This window comes from Zhongshania aquatica (assembly GCF_027257955.1).
Taxonomy (GTDB): Bacteria; Pseudomonadota; Gammaproteobacteria; order Pseudomonadales; family Spongiibacteraceae; genus Spongiibacter; species Spongiibacter aquatica.
Genome location: NZ_JANZNQ010000006.1, coordinates 163,035 through 180,461 on the forward strand (window position 1 = coordinate 163,035; position 17,427 = coordinate 180,461).

The 17,427-nt window shown below is 48.2% G+C and carries 15 protein-coding genes; 10 read left to right on the top strand and 5 right to left on the bottom strand.

Features of this window, described 5'->3' with window-relative positions:
- Window positions 1-9: 9 nt before the first annotated feature.
- Window positions 10-1,932 carry a B12-binding domain-containing radical SAM protein gene (locus tag O9X78_RS08255; RefSeq protein ID WP_269619160.1) on the bottom strand — a complete coding sequence of 641 codons (1,923 nt, stop codon included), beginning with the start codon at window positions 1,930-1,932 and terminating at the stop codon, window positions 10-12.
- A 223-nt stretch (window positions 1,933-2,155) separates the two neighbouring features.
- Between O9X78_RS08255 and O9X78_RS08260 the strand changes: the two genes are divergently transcribed.
- Window positions 2,156-2,584: an SRPBCC family protein gene (locus O9X78_RS08260; protein WP_269619161.1), complete on the top strand. Its 429-nt coding sequence runs from the start codon at window positions 2,156-2,158 to the stop codon at window positions 2,582-2,584.
- Between the two features lie 39 nt (window positions 2,585-2,623).
- Here the strand turns inward: O9X78_RS08260 and O9X78_RS08265 are convergent, their stop codons facing one another.
- On the bottom strand, window positions 2,624-3,892 hold the full coding sequence (locus O9X78_RS08265; RefSeq protein ID WP_269619162.1) for a CinA family nicotinamide mononucleotide deamidase-related protein: 1,269 nt from the start codon (window positions 3,890-3,892) through the stop codon (window positions 2,624-2,626).
- A 149-nt stretch (window positions 3,893-4,041) separates the two neighbouring features.
- Here O9X78_RS08265 and O9X78_RS08270 point away from each other — a divergent pair, with 149 nt between their 5' ends.
- The gene (locus O9X78_RS08270; protein WP_269619163.1) at window positions 4,042-4,428 is read left to right on the top strand and encodes a hypothetical protein; all 387 of its coding nucleotides are present in this window, start codon (window positions 4,042-4,044) and stop codon (window positions 4,426-4,428) included.
- 247 nt (window positions 4,429-4,675) lie between these two features.
- Here O9X78_RS08270 and O9X78_RS08275 read toward each other — a convergent pair whose 3' ends face one another.
- Window positions 4,676-4,909 (bottom strand): DUF2789 domain-containing protein, encoded by a 234-nt coding sequence (locus O9X78_RS08275; RefSeq protein ID WP_269619164.1) that lies wholly within the window; start codon window positions 4,907-4,909, stop codon window positions 4,676-4,678.
- Window positions 4,910-4,998: 89 nt separating this feature from the next.
- Window positions 4,999-5,772: a glucose 1-dehydrogenase gene (locus O9X78_RS08280; RefSeq protein ID WP_269619165.1), complete on the bottom strand. Its 774-nt coding sequence runs from the start codon at window positions 5,770-5,772 to the stop codon at window positions 4,999-5,001.
- 122 nt (window positions 5,773-5,894) lie between these two features.
- Between O9X78_RS08280 and O9X78_RS08285 the strand changes: the two genes are divergently transcribed.
- On the top strand, window positions 5,895-6,347 hold the full coding sequence (locus O9X78_RS08285) for a hypothetical protein (protein WP_269619166.1): 453 nt from the start codon (window positions 5,895-5,897) through the stop codon (window positions 6,345-6,347).
- Window positions 6,348-6,433: 86 nt separating this feature from the next.
- Here O9X78_RS08285 and gltA read toward each other — a convergent pair whose 3' ends face one another.
- Window positions 6,434-7,717 (bottom strand): citrate synthase, encoded by a 1,284-nt coding sequence (gene gltA, locus O9X78_RS08290; protein ID WP_269619167.1) that lies wholly within the window; start codon window positions 7,715-7,717, stop codon window positions 6,434-6,436.
- A 526-nt stretch (window positions 7,718-8,243) separates the two neighbouring features.
- On the opposite strand from gltA, the gene sdhC reads away from it, so the two are divergent.
- The 7 genes from sdhC (at window position 8,244) to lpdA (ending at window position 17,397) form a co-directional block, all read left to right on the top strand.
- The gene (sdhC, locus tag O9X78_RS08295; protein WP_269619168.1) at window positions 8,244-8,618 is read left to right on the top strand and encodes a succinate dehydrogenase, cytochrome b556 subunit; all 375 of its coding nucleotides are present in this window, start codon (window positions 8,244-8,246) and stop codon (window positions 8,616-8,618) included.
- On the top strand, window positions 8,612-8,980 hold the full coding sequence (sdhD, locus tag O9X78_RS08300) for a succinate dehydrogenase, hydrophobic membrane anchor protein (RefSeq protein ID WP_269619169.1): 369 nt from the start codon (window positions 8,612-8,614) through the stop codon (window positions 8,978-8,980). The genes sdhC and sdhD overlap by 7 nt, the downstream gene beginning before the upstream one ends.
- Before the next feature lie 3 nt (window positions 8,981-8,983).
- On the top strand, window positions 8,984-10,756 hold the full coding sequence (gene sdhA, locus O9X78_RS08305) for a succinate dehydrogenase flavoprotein subunit (RefSeq protein ID WP_269619170.1): 1,773 nt from the start codon (window positions 8,984-8,986) through the stop codon (window positions 10,754-10,756).
- Between the two features lie 17 nt (window positions 10,757-10,773).
- Window positions 10,774-11,490: a succinate dehydrogenase iron-sulfur subunit gene (locus O9X78_RS08310; RefSeq protein ID WP_269619171.1), complete on the top strand. Its 717-nt coding sequence runs from the start codon at window positions 10,774-10,776 to the stop codon at window positions 11,488-11,490.
- A gap of 267 nt (window positions 11,491-11,757) precedes the next feature.
- Window positions 11,758-14,592, top strand: coding sequence for a 2-oxoglutarate dehydrogenase E1 component (locus O9X78_RS08315; protein ID WP_269619172.1), 2,835 nt, complete (start codon window positions 11,758-11,760; stop codon window positions 14,590-14,592).
- Window positions 14,593-14,651: 59 nt separating this feature from the next.
- Window positions 14,652-15,857, top strand: coding sequence for a 2-oxoglutarate dehydrogenase complex dihydrolipoyllysine-residue succinyltransferase (gene odhB / locus O9X78_RS08320; RefSeq protein ID WP_269619173.1), 1,206 nt, complete (start codon window positions 14,652-14,654; stop codon window positions 15,855-15,857).
- Window positions 15,858-15,960: 103 nt separating this feature from the next.
- Complete coding sequence (gene lpdA / locus O9X78_RS08325) at window positions 15,961-17,397, top strand: dihydrolipoyl dehydrogenase (protein WP_269619174.1); 1,437 nt, start codon at window positions 15,961-15,963, stop codon at window positions 17,395-17,397.
- Window positions 17,398-17,427 lie beyond the last annotated feature (30 nt).

Below are 17,427 nucleotides of genomic sequence, written 5' to 3' on the forward strand. Positions count from 1 at the left end.
TTTGCCCGGTCACATGGGTAGAGCAGGTTTAACATTGGGGTGAACAATTCGCACGGTCTGCACATCGAGTGGTCTGTGTTGAATTTCACCTCTTAGCCAAGCGCCGCCATCTGGATCTTTTAAAATACTGCCGACACCCCCCGGTGATTTGACTGTCAGGATCTGCAGCGTTTGCGTACTTAAGTCCTCTGCGTCGGGAAGGCTAAGGCAGTCGAGTGCGGCTTTTGTGCTAATAACATCAAAGTTAAATTCATAATCTAGTTCACTGGCCTCACCACGGCGGGGAGAGAGTGCGCGATCCAATGCCAATATGTTCCGACTAGCTGAGATCAAATGTGTATTTTCTGTTTGTTCCAGATAATGCACTATTTCCGTTTCCAGTAATGAATACAAGCGTATTGGATCGGCCAAAATGGTGGTGAAGATATCGGCTCGGCTTTCATACACCGTCATTCTATCTTGTAGGTTTAATGAGGGCATATCTGTTTGGTAGTGAGTGCAAACGGCGCGCAGCAGTGCGCGAAGCAGCGGTGCAGTGGTGATGCTGTTGTGTAACGCTAAATAGCGTATGGTTAATGGAATCAGATGGCCGTGGGCAAAAAGAATGTGCGCGGTAATCAGAAAATAGCCTTCAATTCCCTCGTTTCTGTCGAAGGTATGACAGGCAACAACATATTCTCCCTTCGCTTTTCCGTAGCCAGCTACTGGGATTGTTTCAATTTCATATTCTATGCGTTTTTCATAAAACTCTGTGCCGGGCAGCAAGGTATAAGCAAATATATTGAGATTAGGGAATGTTCTTAGAAGCTGATCTAAATTGGTTTCAAAGTCGGCAAGATTATCGCCCGGTAATCCCCAAATAAGTTCGGCGGCGATGGGTACACCTTCTTCAGCCATTTGGCGCGCGATGGGCTCATATTTATTTGCCGCCATGTTTTGACGATTGCTCAGCTCCAACGCCAAGGGCGTTAGTGTTTGCAGCGCTAATTGGTAGTGGGGGAGCAGTCCATTTTTATGTAGCAGCAGCACTATTTCCTGAACCCGAGGGCTGTGCTTTTTAGACCAAGACGTTGCAAAGCTACTCGGTAATCCGGTCTTTTCTTTTAGCTCACAAATAAGCTGAGCTTTTGCAAGATCTTCTTTGAGCGCGCCAAAATTAGAGTCTGCTAACCAGATATCTTTGATACCAGCATCAACAATTCGGTGCCAGTCACTGCGTACTCGCTCCATAGAAAATTGATACATTTTAGACCCTATGGCGCCAGTGCCCCATTCACAGAATGCGCATTTAAAGGGGCAGCCGCGGCTTGTTTCGTAGGATATGGAATCGTAGAGCGGTTTACCTTGGGCATCGCACAGATCGATAACATCGAGTGGAGAAGGCAGTTCATCAAGCAGCTTTCTACGCTGGCGTTCTGCTGTTTTAGTAATGACGTTGTTTTCAAGATAGGCGATTCCCATGATAGTGTGCCATTCATTACGCGAGGGGTTGTCTAGAATCTCCTGAAACGTTGTCTCGCCTTCGCCGAGGATAATAATGTCGATAGGGTCTTCGCCCAGATAGTCTTCGGCTTGCTGTACATGCGGTCCGCCTGCGATACACAGGATATCGGGGCAGTCCGTTTTGATATTGTGGATTAGGTCGAGGAATTCGGCGGCATTCCATGTGTACATGCTAAAGCCAATAATAGCCTTTTCATTCTGTAAACATGCCTTTTTAATCAGCGGTAAATAGTGCTCCTGCCAGCGCTGTTGCCAAGTAACAATGGCGTTTTCATTTTTAAAATGAATTAACTCGATATGATAGCTGTCATTATTTTCGCCGTATTTTTCATAGTAGGCTTTTAAACCGCCGGTGGTTGTTGGTGCTGCCCAAAATTGATCTGAGTCCATACTAAACAGCAGCACAGGCGTGGCAGGTTTACCCTTCATAATGTTGTTCCGGCCGATTGGCGTTTTATTGATGTTGTATGTGTATAGTTATTGGTTTGTTACCTGTTTTAAGAGTACCAGTGTTTAAAGGGGGCGCCAATTGTCGAGTGAGAATGTTACAAAAGCGTTAGGAATGAATGAGCTAGGCCGTTCGGGTGAGGTGCCGTGAAGGATGTTGGGGCATGATTGCCGAAATAAATAATTTAGCAGGGCAGTATCGATTATGGTTGAAGCGCATTTAACGCGAGATTTTAATTTTCCAGCGAGTAAGATCTGGGGGCTATTAGAAAATTTTGGCGACATCAATTGGGCGCCAGGCATCGATAAAATAGAAATTATCGGTGAAGGAATTGGAATGATTCGCCGATTGCATATTACCGGCATGGATCCGATAGATGAGCAACTGACTGCACAGGACTCGTCGGCAATGACTTTTGCTTATGATATTCCGCGAGGCATTCCAATGCCGGTAACGGATTATTCAGCCAATGCGAAAGTGACTGCGCTCGATGACACGCGCTGTCGTGTAGATTGGTATGGTCGTGCAGAGCCAACGGGCGTGAGCGAGGAAGACGCTATTGCGATGATCGCTGGCGCCTATGAAATGTTGCTACAGTGGATTGACGATTGGTTTTCGGCCAAAGGTAACTAGCCTTGACCGGTTTGCCGCCGTCTTTTATCCCGAATTAAATTAGGCCCTTCGTCTAGTCATAAGCTCCGGTAGACCAGGGATATTTAAGATGTATCGCCTGATGAGGTCTAAACCGAGGGCGGTGACCAGTGTCTGGAATAATGCGCGGTCGACGGGGAGTAAGAACTTTTCTACTCGGAGGTCCTTGGCAGTGCCCCATGCAATCCAAACTGTCCCAACGGGCTTCTCTTCGCAGCCGCCGTCTGGTCCGGCTATGCCGGTCACAGCAACAACAAGGTTTGCCCCTAATTTAGCTAAGGCACCTAACGCCATTTCTCGTGCGACGGTCTCACTGACCGCGCCATGATTGGCTAAGCTTGTTTCTGAAACATCGAGAAATTGCTGTTTTATTTGGTTGGAGTAGCTGACCACGCTGCCGGGAAATACGTGCGATGATCCTGCGACGCTGGTCAATTCAGCTGCAATTCTGCCCCCTGTGCAAGACTCGGCTGTACACACTGTAAGGTTGTGTTTCTTAGCGGCGGAAATTACCGCTTCCGCTAGTGTTAGCGGCATATCTCCTAGTAAGTGGTCGTCAATCAAACGGATGATATTGCCGCGCCATTCATTCAATTTGGCACCAGCGTTTTCGCCCCTTGTCGTGAGCTTAACCTCAAGTACTGGCATAGAGGCGCGAAAGCCAAGTTCTACATCTTCGGGCCAGTCTGGATATTGTGCGTTTACCTTCTCCTGAATAGAGGATTCGCCCAGTCCAAATACAGCTAAGCGCTGTGTTTGAATGTGGTCGGATTCGAACTGAGATTCCAGCAATGGCAGAATTTCATTCTTCATCATTACCCGTAATTCGCTTGGCACCCCCGGAGTCGCTAGGATAATGCAATGATTGTGCACGAGGTGGATTCCCACTGCGCTGCCCCTAACGTTGGCAATGATATTGCAGCCCGCAGGTAGTATGGTTTGCTTGAGATTCGATGCGTTGAGCCGAAACCCTTTTTGTTCGCACCATGTGCGCAGGTGGGTGAGGGCCTCGGGATGCTCAGTTAGCCTATTACCGCTAACATTGGCCAGCGCCTGTGAAGTCATGTCGTCGACGGTCGGCCCCAAGCCGCCATTTATAATTAACACATCACAGTTTCGGCTTAATTCATCGATTTCTTTGGCAAGCAGCTTCATGTCGTCACCTACGGTGACTTTCTTCTCAATCCGCCAACCATAATCGGTAATAAGTTCTGCAATCATTGAGGAGTTTGAGTCAATGGTGTCGCCGGCCATGAGTTCATTGCCGGTCAGTAGTAACTTCAATTTCATTTTGTGATGTTTCCCGATACTGAAATCAGTGTCGTTATTGTGTTTTGCGATGCATGATTTGAGCGCTATGCTTTCTTGTCATAGCATAGTAATGTCTTTGCTTAGTAAGCTCTAATTTTTTGTGTTTTGACGTAACTTAGGAGTAAGAAATGAGAACGTCGATGAGTGTCTTTATGGCGGCGATCATTGTTGTCGTATTACTTGGTCTTGAGTATTGGCAATACAGGGATGCGCAGGCCTATAGGAAAACCGTTGATGCACAATTAATACTTTTATCAGAACGCGTTAATGGCATTGACGAGCGAGTACGGATTGCTAAAAATGAGTTAGACGAAATCCAACAAAATTCGTTGGGAGGCTTAATTGAAAGTGCGAATGACGCCTTAATCGAAGGTTGGTCAGCCATGATTAATTCTGTAGAAAAAGAGCTTGAGCGTGCGAAGAGGGGGATTGATAAGAAAATCCCGAGTGCAGCACCAGATAATTCATCGCCATCCGCTGATCCCGCGCCGATAAATGGTCAGGGTTCGCTTTAATACGAGACGCTAGTAATGCCTGAAATAAAACGCCCAGTTCAACCGATAGAGGTAAATTATGTCTGCGACAAATGCGGGCATGGCATGATGGTAAGCGCCGGAGAGATGAATCCCACCACCGGTGAGATTCCACATAAGTGTATGATCTGCAGTTATCAGCAGATTTTTAAATGGGTGTCATATCCCAAAATTAGCTATATAGGTTTAGATGAGGGAAATAGCTAATTTTCCGACAGCATCGCCTGCGCTAATAGCGCAGGCGCGCATCTAGTTCATCGACAAGTTCGGCCCATTCTGCGTCTATATCTAAAGATTCCTTCAGAAACTTAGCTTGTGCTGGCTTCCAAAAGCTGGCTTCGTGTATTTGCAAGCCTCTTGGCAGCGGGCGATGTCGGACAATGAATCGCTCAATCTCTTTGTCTTCACTTGGTAGACCAAGCTGGTCAAAGAGCAGGTTCATTGTGTGTAGATCGGTGTCCATTGGGTCCTCCGCAGACTAAATTAAAATTACATGCCCAATATAGAAGACCCTTTGATCGCTTTCCAGTGTTTGTTTTGTACGGAATTAATTCATGAGCTGGGTAACATGCTGAGCCTCATCCCGGCCTGCCAGCCACCGTCCACTAAGAACTCAGCACCAGTGGAATAGCTGCTTTCATCTGAGGCTAAAAACAAGGACATATTTGCCACTTCTATAGGGAGACCAACCCGTGGAAGAGCGTGGTTTACGTAAAACGCATTGTCTTGTTCTGATGGCTCAGTTTTGCCTTCGGCACCATGCATCGCTGTGAAAATACCACCGGGATGGACGGTATTAACTCGGATGTTATAGGGCCCAAGTTCAATGGCGGCTGACTTGCTAAGTCCTCTTACGGCCCACTTGCTCGACGCATAGGCCGAGAGCCCATTTTTTGCTTGCAGTCCGTCGATGGAAGAAATGTTAATGATAGATCCGCTACCTGCCTTTTTCATCGGTTCGATTGCGGCGCGAATGCCGAGGTAGGTGCCAAGTTGGTTTATTTTGATGACGCGCATATAGTCATCACCGTCTGAGTCCGCAATCGACGAGGCGTGCAGAATGGCGGCGTTATTTACTAGAATATTGAGTGGGCCAAGGGATTCTGCTTTTTCAACTAGACGTTGCCAGTCAGCTTCATTTGAAACGTCTGTGTGAACATAATGCGCATTTTTGCCGATTGAAGCGGCCAGTGCCTCTCCAGCCTCGTCAAGAATGTCGGCGATAACTACTTGTGCGCCATGTTCAGCAAACAATTTTGCCGTTACTGCGCCCATCCCGCGTGCAGCGCCCGTGATAATTGCTACTTTTCCCGCAAGTCTGCTCATTTGATCCCCGTTGAACCGTCATTGTGTAAAATGGGCATAATTTATACGTCACCTTTTATGTTAACCATTGTCCAATCGGACGATGGTTGTTAGATCTGTGTTTGAATTAGGTAGTAAAAAGTATGTTTAATCGTCGTTATTCTATCGCTCTACTGTTTCTAACCCTTGTCGCCTGTGGGAAAAAACCTGCGATAGAACGTGAGGCGGCAGACGTGACTAACACTGAAGTTATATCTTCTGTTGAGGAAAATATCGCTGTCGAACTGAGCAAAGTCGATGCAAGTATAGTGTCCTCAGAGTCATCCGCACCTGAATCTAAGAGTGAAGTGACACTAGATCTGAGCGTACCCCGAGAAAGTCAGTCTGAAGTTCGAGATTGGCAGAGCGATGAGGGTGGTCGTTACGGGGTGGAATCTTGGTTCGATCAAAAAAGTAACGAGGACGACAAGCGTCTAACATTGAAAACTAAATTGCGTATGAAAGACGGTGTCGAATTCGATAAAAATAGTAATCTCAGTAATTATGGTGATTCGGTAGATGGCGCTGAGATGGGGTTTGAGTATAAGACACGCTAATCTTTGATGCTTAGCTGAGTTTTAAATGATGTTTTACTATTGGGTAGCGCATAAAAAAGGCCGCATTTGCGGCCTTTTTTCGTTTCTTAACGCTTATCTAGCGGTACGAAGTCGCGTTGAACTGGTCCGGTATAAAGCTGGCGAGGGCGACCGATACGGTAGCTGCCACTGATCATTTCGTTCCAGTGTGCAATCCAACCTGGCGTGCGCCCTAGAGCAAAAATAACGGTAAACATGCTAGTAGGAATACCAATTGCCTTCAAGATAATGCCCGAGTAAAAATCAACGTTCGGGTAAAGTTTTCTTTCAACAAAGTATTCGTCTTCAAGGGCAATCTGCTCAAGACGTTTAGCAATGACCAGCAGTGGATCGTCCTCCAAGCCTAGTTCAGCTAGTACTTCGTCCGCAGCCTGTTTCATCACTTTGGCGCGCGGGTCGAAGTTTTTGTAAACGCGATGACCAAAGCCCATTAGGCGGAATGGATCGTCTTTGTCTTTTGCTTTCGCTACAAACTCTTCGATTCTTGATTCGTCGCCAATCTCGTTAAGCATGTCTAGTACTGCTTCGTTCGCGCCGCCGTGTGAGGGTCCCCAAAGCGCTGCAATACCTGCAGAAATACAGGCGAATGGGTTGGCGCCAGTAGATCCCGCCAAGCGTACGGTTGAGGTTGACGCGTTTTGCTCGTGGTCTGCGTGTAATAGGAAAATCTTGTCCATTGCTTTCGCGAGTACTGGGTTTACTTTGTCTTGCTCGCAGGGATTGCCAAACATCATGTGCAGGAAGTTTTCAGAGTAGCTCAGGTGATTCTGCGGATACATGAACGGCTGGCCGATGGTGTATTTATAGGTCATTGCCGCCAGTGTAGGCATTTTTGCAATTAGGCGAATCGCTGAAATTTCGCGGTGTTTTTCATCGGTAATGTCTAGCGAGTCGTGATAGAACGCTGATAATGCGCCAACTACGCCACACATGATCGCCATTGGGTGGGCGTCGCGGCGGAAGCCTTTGAAAAACGTGCTCATTTGGTCGTTGACCATGGTGTGCATTCGAACTTTGTTTACAAACTTTTCTTTCTGCTCTGCGTTTGGTAACGCACCATAAAGTAATAGGTAGCAGGTTTCTAAGTAGTCTGAATGTTCAGCGAGTTGCTCAATAGGGTAACCGCCATGAAGCAGTATTCCTTTATCGCCATCAATATAGGTGATTTTTGACTCGCAAGCTGCGGTGGAGACAAAACCGGGATCATAGGTGAAATAGCCGTTACCCGTCAGGGCGCTTACTTCGATGACGTCTGGTCCGATGGTGCCGGAATGGACTTTAAGGTCCAGCGTTTTGCCATCGATACTCAGACTTGCTTTCTTATCGCTCATGGGGACGGGCTCCTGTAACTTTGTAATCTTGCTTGTGGCATTGGCTCCCAGTATCTAGCATCCGGCAAGGTATTGCCTAGAAGTAACACGGGGAGATCCGCTTTCGCGGGAGTGACAAATATAGAGCGCTGAAATGTTTTGTCAACGGTGTGCACATTTTAGCGCGCTATTGACTCGGATGGAATTCTAAATATCAAGGTCTGATCTCTTTTTATAATTTGTGAATAAATGTTCGCTAATTGGGTACGCTGTTTTCATCGCTTTTCAAATTTGTTATGGCGCCATAATAGTGCGAAATGGTGGCTTAAGCCCTTGATATACACGTTTTTTGAGCGCATTGCTCGCTTGTTTAAGGGTTTGTAATTGCACTTGGATGGCCCTATAATGCGCGGCGTTTCTTTGGGAGTTTAAACACTCCTGTCTCTAAGGAAGCAGTACCGGATTGGAGAGTTCGGTATTTGATTGATCCACTCCCTTTAAACCGCTCGTATTTTTCGGGCCAGAAATTAAAAGTGTGGCAAAAACCGTGAACGATAAACGACCTGTGAACTTGGATATCGGAACAATCGCGCTGCCGATTACCGCATATACCTCAATTTTACACCGCGTAAGTGGTGTGTTTCTTGTGGCGGGCGTAGCCCTGCTGTTTTGGTTTCTTGGCACTAGCTTGGACGGTCCTGAGGGCTTTGAGCAGGCGAAGGCGTGCTTGGCTTCCTTCTGGGGCAAACTAAGTATTTGGGCCGTGTTGATCGGTTTGAGTTACCACTCGGCCGCAGGTGTGAAACATTTGGTCATGGATGCCGGTATTGGCGAGACTATGGAAGGTGGCGTAGCTGGTGCGAAGTTGGTGCTAGCTGTAACAGCGGTATTGGTTCTGCTGACGGGGTTGTGGATATGGTAAGTTCAGTAACGAATTTAGGACGCAGTGGTTTATCTGACTGGTTAGTGCAGCGGGTGTCCGGTGTGGTTCTGCTGGCATATATGTTAGTAGTTGGTTTTTATTTGGTGTGCGGTGGTTCAGATATCACCTATGCAGAGTGGAGTGCGTATTTTGACAGCACCTTCATGCGTGTTTTCAGCACCGCGGCAGTGTTGTCCATTGTTTCACACGCTTGGATTGGTTTGTGGTCAGTATCGACTGACTACCTAACTGAACGAATGATGGGTGGCCGAGGCACAATTTTGCGCTTGGCATTTCAAGCAGCTTCGGCTGTTGTTTTGTTCACCTACCTCGTTTGGGGCATCCAGATTCTTTGGAGTTAAGCAATGGCTAATATTCGTACAATTTCTTTTGATGGTGTAATTGTTGGTGGCGGCGGCGCAGGTATGCGCGCGGCTTTGCAGTTGGCCCAGTCTGGGTATAAGACGGCAGTAATTTCTAAAGTATTCCCCACACGCTCACATACAGTTTCTGCTCAAGGCGGTATTACCTGTGCGATCGCTAGCGCGGATCCTCAGGATCAGTGGCAGTGGCATATGTATGACACTGTAAAAGGCTCTGATTACATTGGTGATCAGGAAGCCATTGAATATATGTGTCAAGTTGGTCCCGAGGCGGTTTTTGAGCTGGATCATATGGGTTTACCTTTTTCTCGTACAGAGGAAGGTCGTATTTATCAACGTCCTTTCGGCGGGCAGTCAAAAGCATTTGGTGAGGGCGGTCAGGCCGCTCGTACTTGTGCAGCGGCAGACCGTACAGGTCACGCACTGTTGCATACGCTTTATCAGGGTAACTTGAAAAACAACACCGTGTTTTTCAACGAGTGGTATGCAACGGATCTGGTCAAAAACCAAGACGGCGCAGTTGTTGGTGTTATCGCTATCTGCATCGAAACGGGTGAAGTTGTCTACGTTAAATCCAAGGCGACTGTATTTGCCACCGGTGGTGCGGGGCGTATTTATGCCTCCACGACTAATGCCCATATCAATACTGGTGATGGCGTTGGTATGGCGTTGCGCGCGGGCTTCCCAGTCCAAGATATCGAAATGTGGCAGTTCCACCCAACGGGTATTGCAGGCGCTGGCACATTGGTTACTGAAGGTTGTCGCGGCGAAGGCGGTTACTTAATAAATAAAGATGGCGAGCGCTTCATGGAGCGTTACGCGCCAAATGCGAAAGATTTGGCGGGCCGTGATGTCGTAGCGCGTTCTATGACGTTGGAAATTCTCGAAGGTCGTGGCTGTGGTCCAAATGGCGATCACGTATTCTTGAAGCTAGATCATCTCGGTGAAGAAGTATTGGAAAGCCGTTTGCCTGGTATTTGCGAATTGTCTCGTACCTTTGCTCATGCGGATCCAGTAAAAGAGCCGATTCCCGTTGTACCTACTTGTCACTATATGATGGGTGGTATTCCAACGAATGTTAATGGGCAGGCGCTGTCGATTGACGAAGAAGGCAACGATGTCGTCATCCCAGGCTTGTATGCCTGCGGTGAGGTTGCCTGTGTATCTGTTCACGGAGCTAACCGTCTAGGTGGTAATTCACTGCTAGATTTGGTTGTCTTTGGTCGTGCCTCAGGATTGTTTATCGAGAAATCACTGCGTGAAGGTATCGAATTGCGCGATGCGACGGAAGCGGAGATTGCTCAAGCGACTGCGCGTCTTGATCGCATAAACAGTTCAACCGGTGGTGAGAAAGTTGCCGATCTGCGCAAAGAGCTTCAGAACGTAATGCAGAACCATTTCGGCGTATTCCGCCGTGGTGATTTCATGCAAGAGGGTGTTAAGAAGCTACAAGATTTGCGTACTCGTATAGAGAATGCTCATCTAGAAGATAAGAGTGACGTATATAACACCGCTCGTATTGAAGCGCTTGAGCTGCACAACCTTCTTGAAGTTGCAGAGGCGACAGCTATTGCTGCTGAAGCACGTACAGAAAGTCGCGGCGCTCACGCGCGTGACGACTTCCCAGAGCGTGACGATGATAATTGGCTATGTCACTCTGTGTATTTCCCTAATGATAAGCGTGTTGGTAAGCGGGCGGTTAACTTTACGCCTAAAACACGTGAAGCGTTTGCGCCAAAAATTCGTACGTACTGATTCAGGGGAAAACGAATATGTTGAAAGTCAGTCTCTACCGTTACAATCCTGAAACTGATCAGGAACCGTACATGCAGGAAGTGGAAGTGGATACCGCAGGCAAAGACCTGATGGTGCTGGACGTCCTCGAACTGCTAAAACGTGCTGATCCGTCACTGTCTTACCGTCGTTCTTGCCGTGAGGGTGTATGTGGCTCTGACGGCATGAACATCAACGGCAAAAATGGCCTAGCGTGTATTACACCCATTTCTGAAGCGCTTAAAAATGGTAAAGGTGGCAATAAATTAGTGTTGCGTCCGTTACCTGGGTTGCCGGTTATTCGCGATCTCGTTATAGATATGAGTCTTTTCTACAAGCAGTACGAAAAGATTAAACCATTCTTGATAAACGATACGCCTGCGCCGGCAATTGAGCGTCTGCAGTCTCCAGAAGATCGCGAGAAGTTAGATGGTTTGTACGAGTGTATTCTCTGTGCGTGCTGTTCAACCGCTTGCCCGTCGTTCTGGTGGAACCCTGATCGCTTTATTGGTCCAAGTGGTTTGTTACAGGCTTATCGCTTTTTAGCAGATAGCCGCGACACCGCAACCGAGGAGCGTTTGAGCGATCTTGATGATCCGTTCAGCGTGTTCCGCTGCCACGGCATTCAGAACTGCGTCAACGTTTGCCCTAAGGGTCTAAACCCTACAAAGGCCATTGGTCATATTCGGAATATGTTGCTAAGCAGAGCAACTTAAGTATTCCCTCGGCTTCGGCCGAGAAATAAAACTCTGCGTAAAGTTAGTCCTCTGGCGCTGTTTACGAACAGCGCCAAATAAAATACAACTCGGTGCTTACCGGCACTATATGAGCGTTAAAGCGTATAAGAGGGAAGGGACGTTCCCTGTGGTGCGAGTCGGTTCTGCGGCGTACACTGAATGCTGCTGGGCTAAACAGGATGAGAAGAGCCTTATCGGGCAATGATCATTCAGACTGCCACTTCCCTTATTTTTAGGTGGACAGGAATGCAGAAAAATTCGATGGAGCTTCTATGGAAAAGCTCACATATATCAGGCGGTAATGCGACTTACGTAGAAGAGTTGTATGAAGCCTACCTCACAGATCCAAATGCCGTTTCTGACGAATGGCGCAATTACTTTCAGCAATTACCCCGCGTAAGTGAAAACACGACACACGATATCCCTCACTCGCCGGTTCGCGATCATTTTGCCCAGCTTGCAAAAACCCCTATCCGCTATAGCGGCCCCCAGAACAACGATATTAGTGTTCATGAGCGCAAGCAGGTAAGAGTTATTCAGTTGGTGAGCGCCTATCGTCAGCGCGGGCATCAAGAGGCGGAACTCGACCCTCTCGGTTTGTGGCAGCGTAAGCGCGTGCCCGATCTTGAATTGCAATATCACCAGTTGAGCGAAGCGGATTTTGATACCACCTTTCAGACCGGTAGTCTGTATATCGGTAAAGATCAGGCTAGTCTGAAAGAGATATACAACTCTCTACGCGCGACTTACTGTCGCTCTGTCGGCGCGGAGTTCATGCATATTGTTGATACCCGTGAGCGCACGTGGATTCAGCAGCGTATGGAAAGTGTTCGCTCTCAGCCTCAATACGGCCTCGATATTCGTACGCACTTGTTGGAACGCTTAACTGCTGCCGAAGGTTTGGAAAAGTCTCTGGGCTCGAAATATCCAGGCACTAAGCGCTTCGGTCTTGAGGGTGGCGAAAGCTTAATTCCGATGATGGATGCCATTATTCAGCGCGCCGGTTCCTATGGCGCAAAGGAAATGGTTATAGGTATGGCGCACCGTGGCCGTCTAAATCTGCTGGTGAATATCCTAGGTAAAAACCCCGCCGAGTTATTTGATGAATTTGAAGGCAAGGTGAAGTACCAAGGGTCAGCGGATGTTAAATACCACCAAGGTTTCTCATCAAATGTTATGACGCCCGGTGGCGAAGTTCATTTGGCCTTGGCGTTTAACCCATCGCATTTAGAAATTGTATCGCCAGTTGTTGAAGGTTCTGTGCGCGCACGACAAGATCGTCGCAACGACCCAATCGGTGACAAGGTTGTTCCTATCGTGCTTCACGGTGACGCTGCTTTTGCAGGGCAGGGTGTGGTTATGGAGACGTTCCAAATGTCTCAAACCCGCGCGTATAAAACCGGTGGTACGGTTCATATCGTGATAAATAACCAGGTTGGTTTCACTACGAGCTTGCAGGAAGATGCACGCTCTACCGAATATTGTACCGATGTTGCCAAAATGGTCCAGGCGCCAATATTCCACGTGAATGCCGATGACCCTGAAGCTGTATGGTTTGTTAGCCAGCTGGCCGCTGATTTCCGTCAAGAGTTTAAAAAAGACGTGGTTGTCGATCTTATTTGTTATCGTCGTCGCGGCCATAACGAAGCTGATGAGCCATCTGGCACCCAGCCGCTGATGTATAACAAAATCAGTAAACAAAAAACCACCCGCGAGCTGTATGTTAATAAACTGCTTGAAGAAGGTGCGATAACCAAAGAGCTGGCCGATAAAATGGCTGACGAATATCGCCAAGCACTCGACAATGGTGAGCATGTCGCGAAAAGCCTCGTCATGCAGCCGAACACTGAGCTGTTTGTTGATTGGACTCCTTATCTTGGGCACGCATGGGATGTTGCCGGCGATACTTCGATAGATCCTAAGCTCTTAAAAGAAACTGCTGAGCTTGTTAACGCGATTCCTGAGGGCATCGTTGTGCAGCGACAAGTGGCGAAGATCTACGAAGACCGTAACAAAATGGCCGCTGGCGCAATGCCGATCAACTGGGGATTTGCTGAAACACTGGCCTACGGTACCTTGCTAAAGCAAGGGCATAAAGTGCGTTTAACCGGTCAGGACGTTGGTCGTGGTACGTTCTCTCACCGCCACGCTGTTTTGCATAGCCAGACTGATGCTCGCCGTTACGTGCCACTTCAAAATATGGCGCCAGATCAACCAGCGTTTTCGATTTTTGACTCGCTTTTGTCAGAGGAGGCGGTACTCGCTTTCGAATATGGCTATTCAACAACCCAGCCAGACGCTTTGGTTATCTGGGAAGCGCAGTTTGGTGATTTTGCCAACGGTGCCCAAGTTGTTATCGATCAATTCATTAGTAGTGGTGAATTAAAGTGGGGCCGCTTGTGTGGTTTAACGATGCTGCTGCCGCACGGTTACGAAGGCCAAGGTCCTGAGCATTCATCGGCAAAACTAGAGCGATTCTTGCAGCTGTGTGCGGAGCACAATATTCAGGTTTGCGTGCCGTCAACGCCTGCTCAGGTTTATCACATGCTGCGCCGTCAAGCGATTCGTCCATTGCGTCGTCCGCTGGTTGTCATGTCGCCAAAGAGTTTGCTTCGTCATAAAGAAGCAGTGTCGAGCCTAGAGGAATTAACCGACGGTCACTTCCAGAATGTGATTGACGAGACTGATGATATCGATAAATCAAAAGTCACGCGCATGATTCTGTGCAGTGGTAAGGTCTATTACGATCTTCGCGCCGCACGTCGTGAACACGGTAAAGATTCGGTAGCGATAGTTCGTCTTGAACAAGTTTACCCCTTCCCGTATGACGATTTGCGTAACGCTATTGCTGGATATCCAAACCTTAAGAAAGTGGTTTGGTGTCAGGAAGAGCCGCGTAACCAAGGTGCGTGGTATAACAGTCGCCATCGTATGACGCGCGTGATTCGCAGCTTTAAGCCTGATAAGAATCTGTTGTTGGGTTATGTGGGGCGCGAACCGTCTGCTTCGCCTGCTGCGGGATACATGGCCTTGCACATGGCACAGCAAGAAAAATTCATTAAACAGGCATTGAAACTTTAAGGTTTTAATCAACTTATAAAGACTGTCTTGTACAGCGATATTAATTGACAGGAAGAATGATGAGTACTGAAATAAAAGCGCCAACTTTTCCAGAATCAGTCGCAGATGGCTCCATCGCAACATGGCATAAGCAGGTCGGCGAGGCTGTAACACGTGATGAACCGCTTGTTGATATAGAAACCGATAAAGTTGTTCTTGAGGTCGTTGCGCCTGCCGATGGCGTCCTGAAGGAAATCATTAAGGGCGAAGGCGATACCGTACTGAGCGATGAGCTTATTGCGCTGTTTGAAGAAGGCGCTGCAGCTAGCGCTACTTCGGCTCCAGCCCAAGAGGAAGCCGCCGCCACACCCGCGTCTGCTGACTTAAAAATCAGTCCAGCTGCACGCAAAATGCTGGAAGAAAAAGGCATTGAAGCGGCGGCGGTAACGGGCACCGGTAAAGGTGGCGTTATCACAAAAGAAGACGTTGCTAACTTTAAACCTGCAGCAGCGGCTCCTGCGGCGGCGCCAGCAGCGAAATCTACTCCAGCCGCTGCGCCGGCAGTGGATGTGCCTGCAGGGGAGCGCGTAGAAAAACGCGTGCCGATGACTCGCTTGCGTAAGCGTATCGCCGAGCGACTACTTGAGGCGACGCACACCACCGCCATGTTGACCACCTTTAACGAGGTCAACATGGAGCCAATTATGTCTCTGCGCAATCAATACAAGGACTTGTTTGAAAAGTCTCACAACGGCACGCGCCTTGGCTTTATGGGATTTTTTGTAAAAGCAGCCTGTGAAGCGCTTAAACGTTATCCTGCGGTAAATGCCTCAATTGATGGCGACGATGTTGTTTATCATGGCTTCCAAGATGTCGGTGTGGCAGTTTCTACTGAGAAGGGCTTGGTTGTGCCCGTGCTTCGCGACGCAGAGAATATGAGCCTTGCCAAGATTGAGGAGAAAATTCGCGAGTACGGTTTGCGCGCTAAAGACGGCAAGCTATCGATTGAAGATATGACCGGCGGCACCTTTACTATCACTAACGGCGGTGTTTTTGGTTCTTTGTTATCGACGCCAATTTTGAATCCTCCGCAAACCGCTATTTTGGGTATGCATAAAATTCAAGACCGTCCGATGGCTGTCAACGGTGAGGTTGTTATTCAGCCGATGATGTATTTAGCGCTGTCTTACGATCACCGATTGGTCGATGGTAAGGACGCTGTTCAATTTCTTGTGACCATCAAGGATCTACTCGAAGATCCAGCTCGAATCTTGCTAGAAGTTTAACGATGTGATGGCCGACGCCGGCCAATCCGGTGCGTGACCCATTTAGATGTGCTTGGCCATTGTATGCGATGGCCGAATACGAACTAAAGAATAGGAAGTGGAAATGTCGAAATTTGATGTGGTAGTAATTGGATCTGGCCCAGCGGGGTATGTTGCAGCAATTCGTGCGGCGCAGCTCGGTTTGAAGACTGCCTGTATAGAAAAAGCCCGCAACAAAAACGACAAGTTAGCCCTTGGTGGAACCTGCTTGAATGTCGGATGTATCCCTTCAAAAGCCTTGCTGGACAGTAGTTACAAGTACCACGAAGCTAAGGACAACTTTGCTGTTCACGGTATTGGCACCGGTGATGTGAGTATTGATATTCCCACCATGATAAAACGCAAAGATGCAGTCGTTACCCAGATGGTAGGTGGTATCGGCGGTCTATTCCAAGCGAATGGCGTGACTGCGATCGAGGGCACTGGCAAAGTACTGGCGGGGAAAAAGGTCGAAGTTACCGCTGCTGATGGTAGCACCAGCATCTTAGATGCGGAGAATATTATTATTGCTGCTGGTTCCATTCCGGTTGCGATACCGCCCGCGCCAGTCGATCAAGACATTATTGTTGATTCAACGGGCGCGCTGGAATTTCAAAGTGTGCCTGCCAAGCTTGGCGTAATCGGCGCTGGTGTTATTGGCTTAGAGTTAGGCAGTGTATGGTCCCGCGTGGGCAGTGAAGTTGTAGTCCTTGAGGCATTGGATTCATTCCTGCCTGCGGTAGATGGCCAAATAGCAAAAGAAGCGGCCAAGGTATTTAAGAAGCAAGGTTTAGATATTCGTTTAGGTGCCCGGGTTACCGCGACCAAGATCGAGAATGGCAAGGTAGAGGTAAGTTACACCCTCAATGACGAAGAGAAGACTGAGGTCTTTGATAAGTTAATCGTCTGCGTTGGCCGTAAACCGCTAAGCAGTGGCTTACTTGCGCCAGATTGCGGCGTAAATCTAGACGAGCGTGGTTTTATCTTTGTCGACGATCACTGCAAGACCGACGCGCCAGGTATTTTTGCTGTAGGCGATATTGTTCGTGGCCCCATGCTGGCTCACAAGGGTTCGGAAGAGGGCGTTATGGTTGCGGAACGTATTGCTGGCCATAAAGTGGCGATGAATTACGACTGTATTCCCTCGGTTATATACACGCACCCTGAAGTAGCCGGTGTTGGTAAAACGGAAGAGCAGTTAAAGGCCGACGGCATTCCTTATAAAGTAGGTACGTTTCCGTTTATGGCCATTGGCCGGGCGGTTGCCGCAAATGATTCAGTGGGTATGGTAAAAATGCTTGCCCACGAAGACACTGATCGTATTCTTGGTTGCCATATCATCGGCGCCAGTGCCGCAGATTTAGTGCAACAAGTTGTTATCGCTATGGAATTCGGCTCATCAGCAGAAGATATTGGCCTGACTGTATTTGGTCATCCAACGCTGTCTGAAGCAGTTCATGAGGCCGCATTGGCGGTAAATGGACACGCTATACACATGCCGAATCGCAAGAAGCGTAAATAGATTTGCGGTAGTGCGCGAAATTCGGGAAAA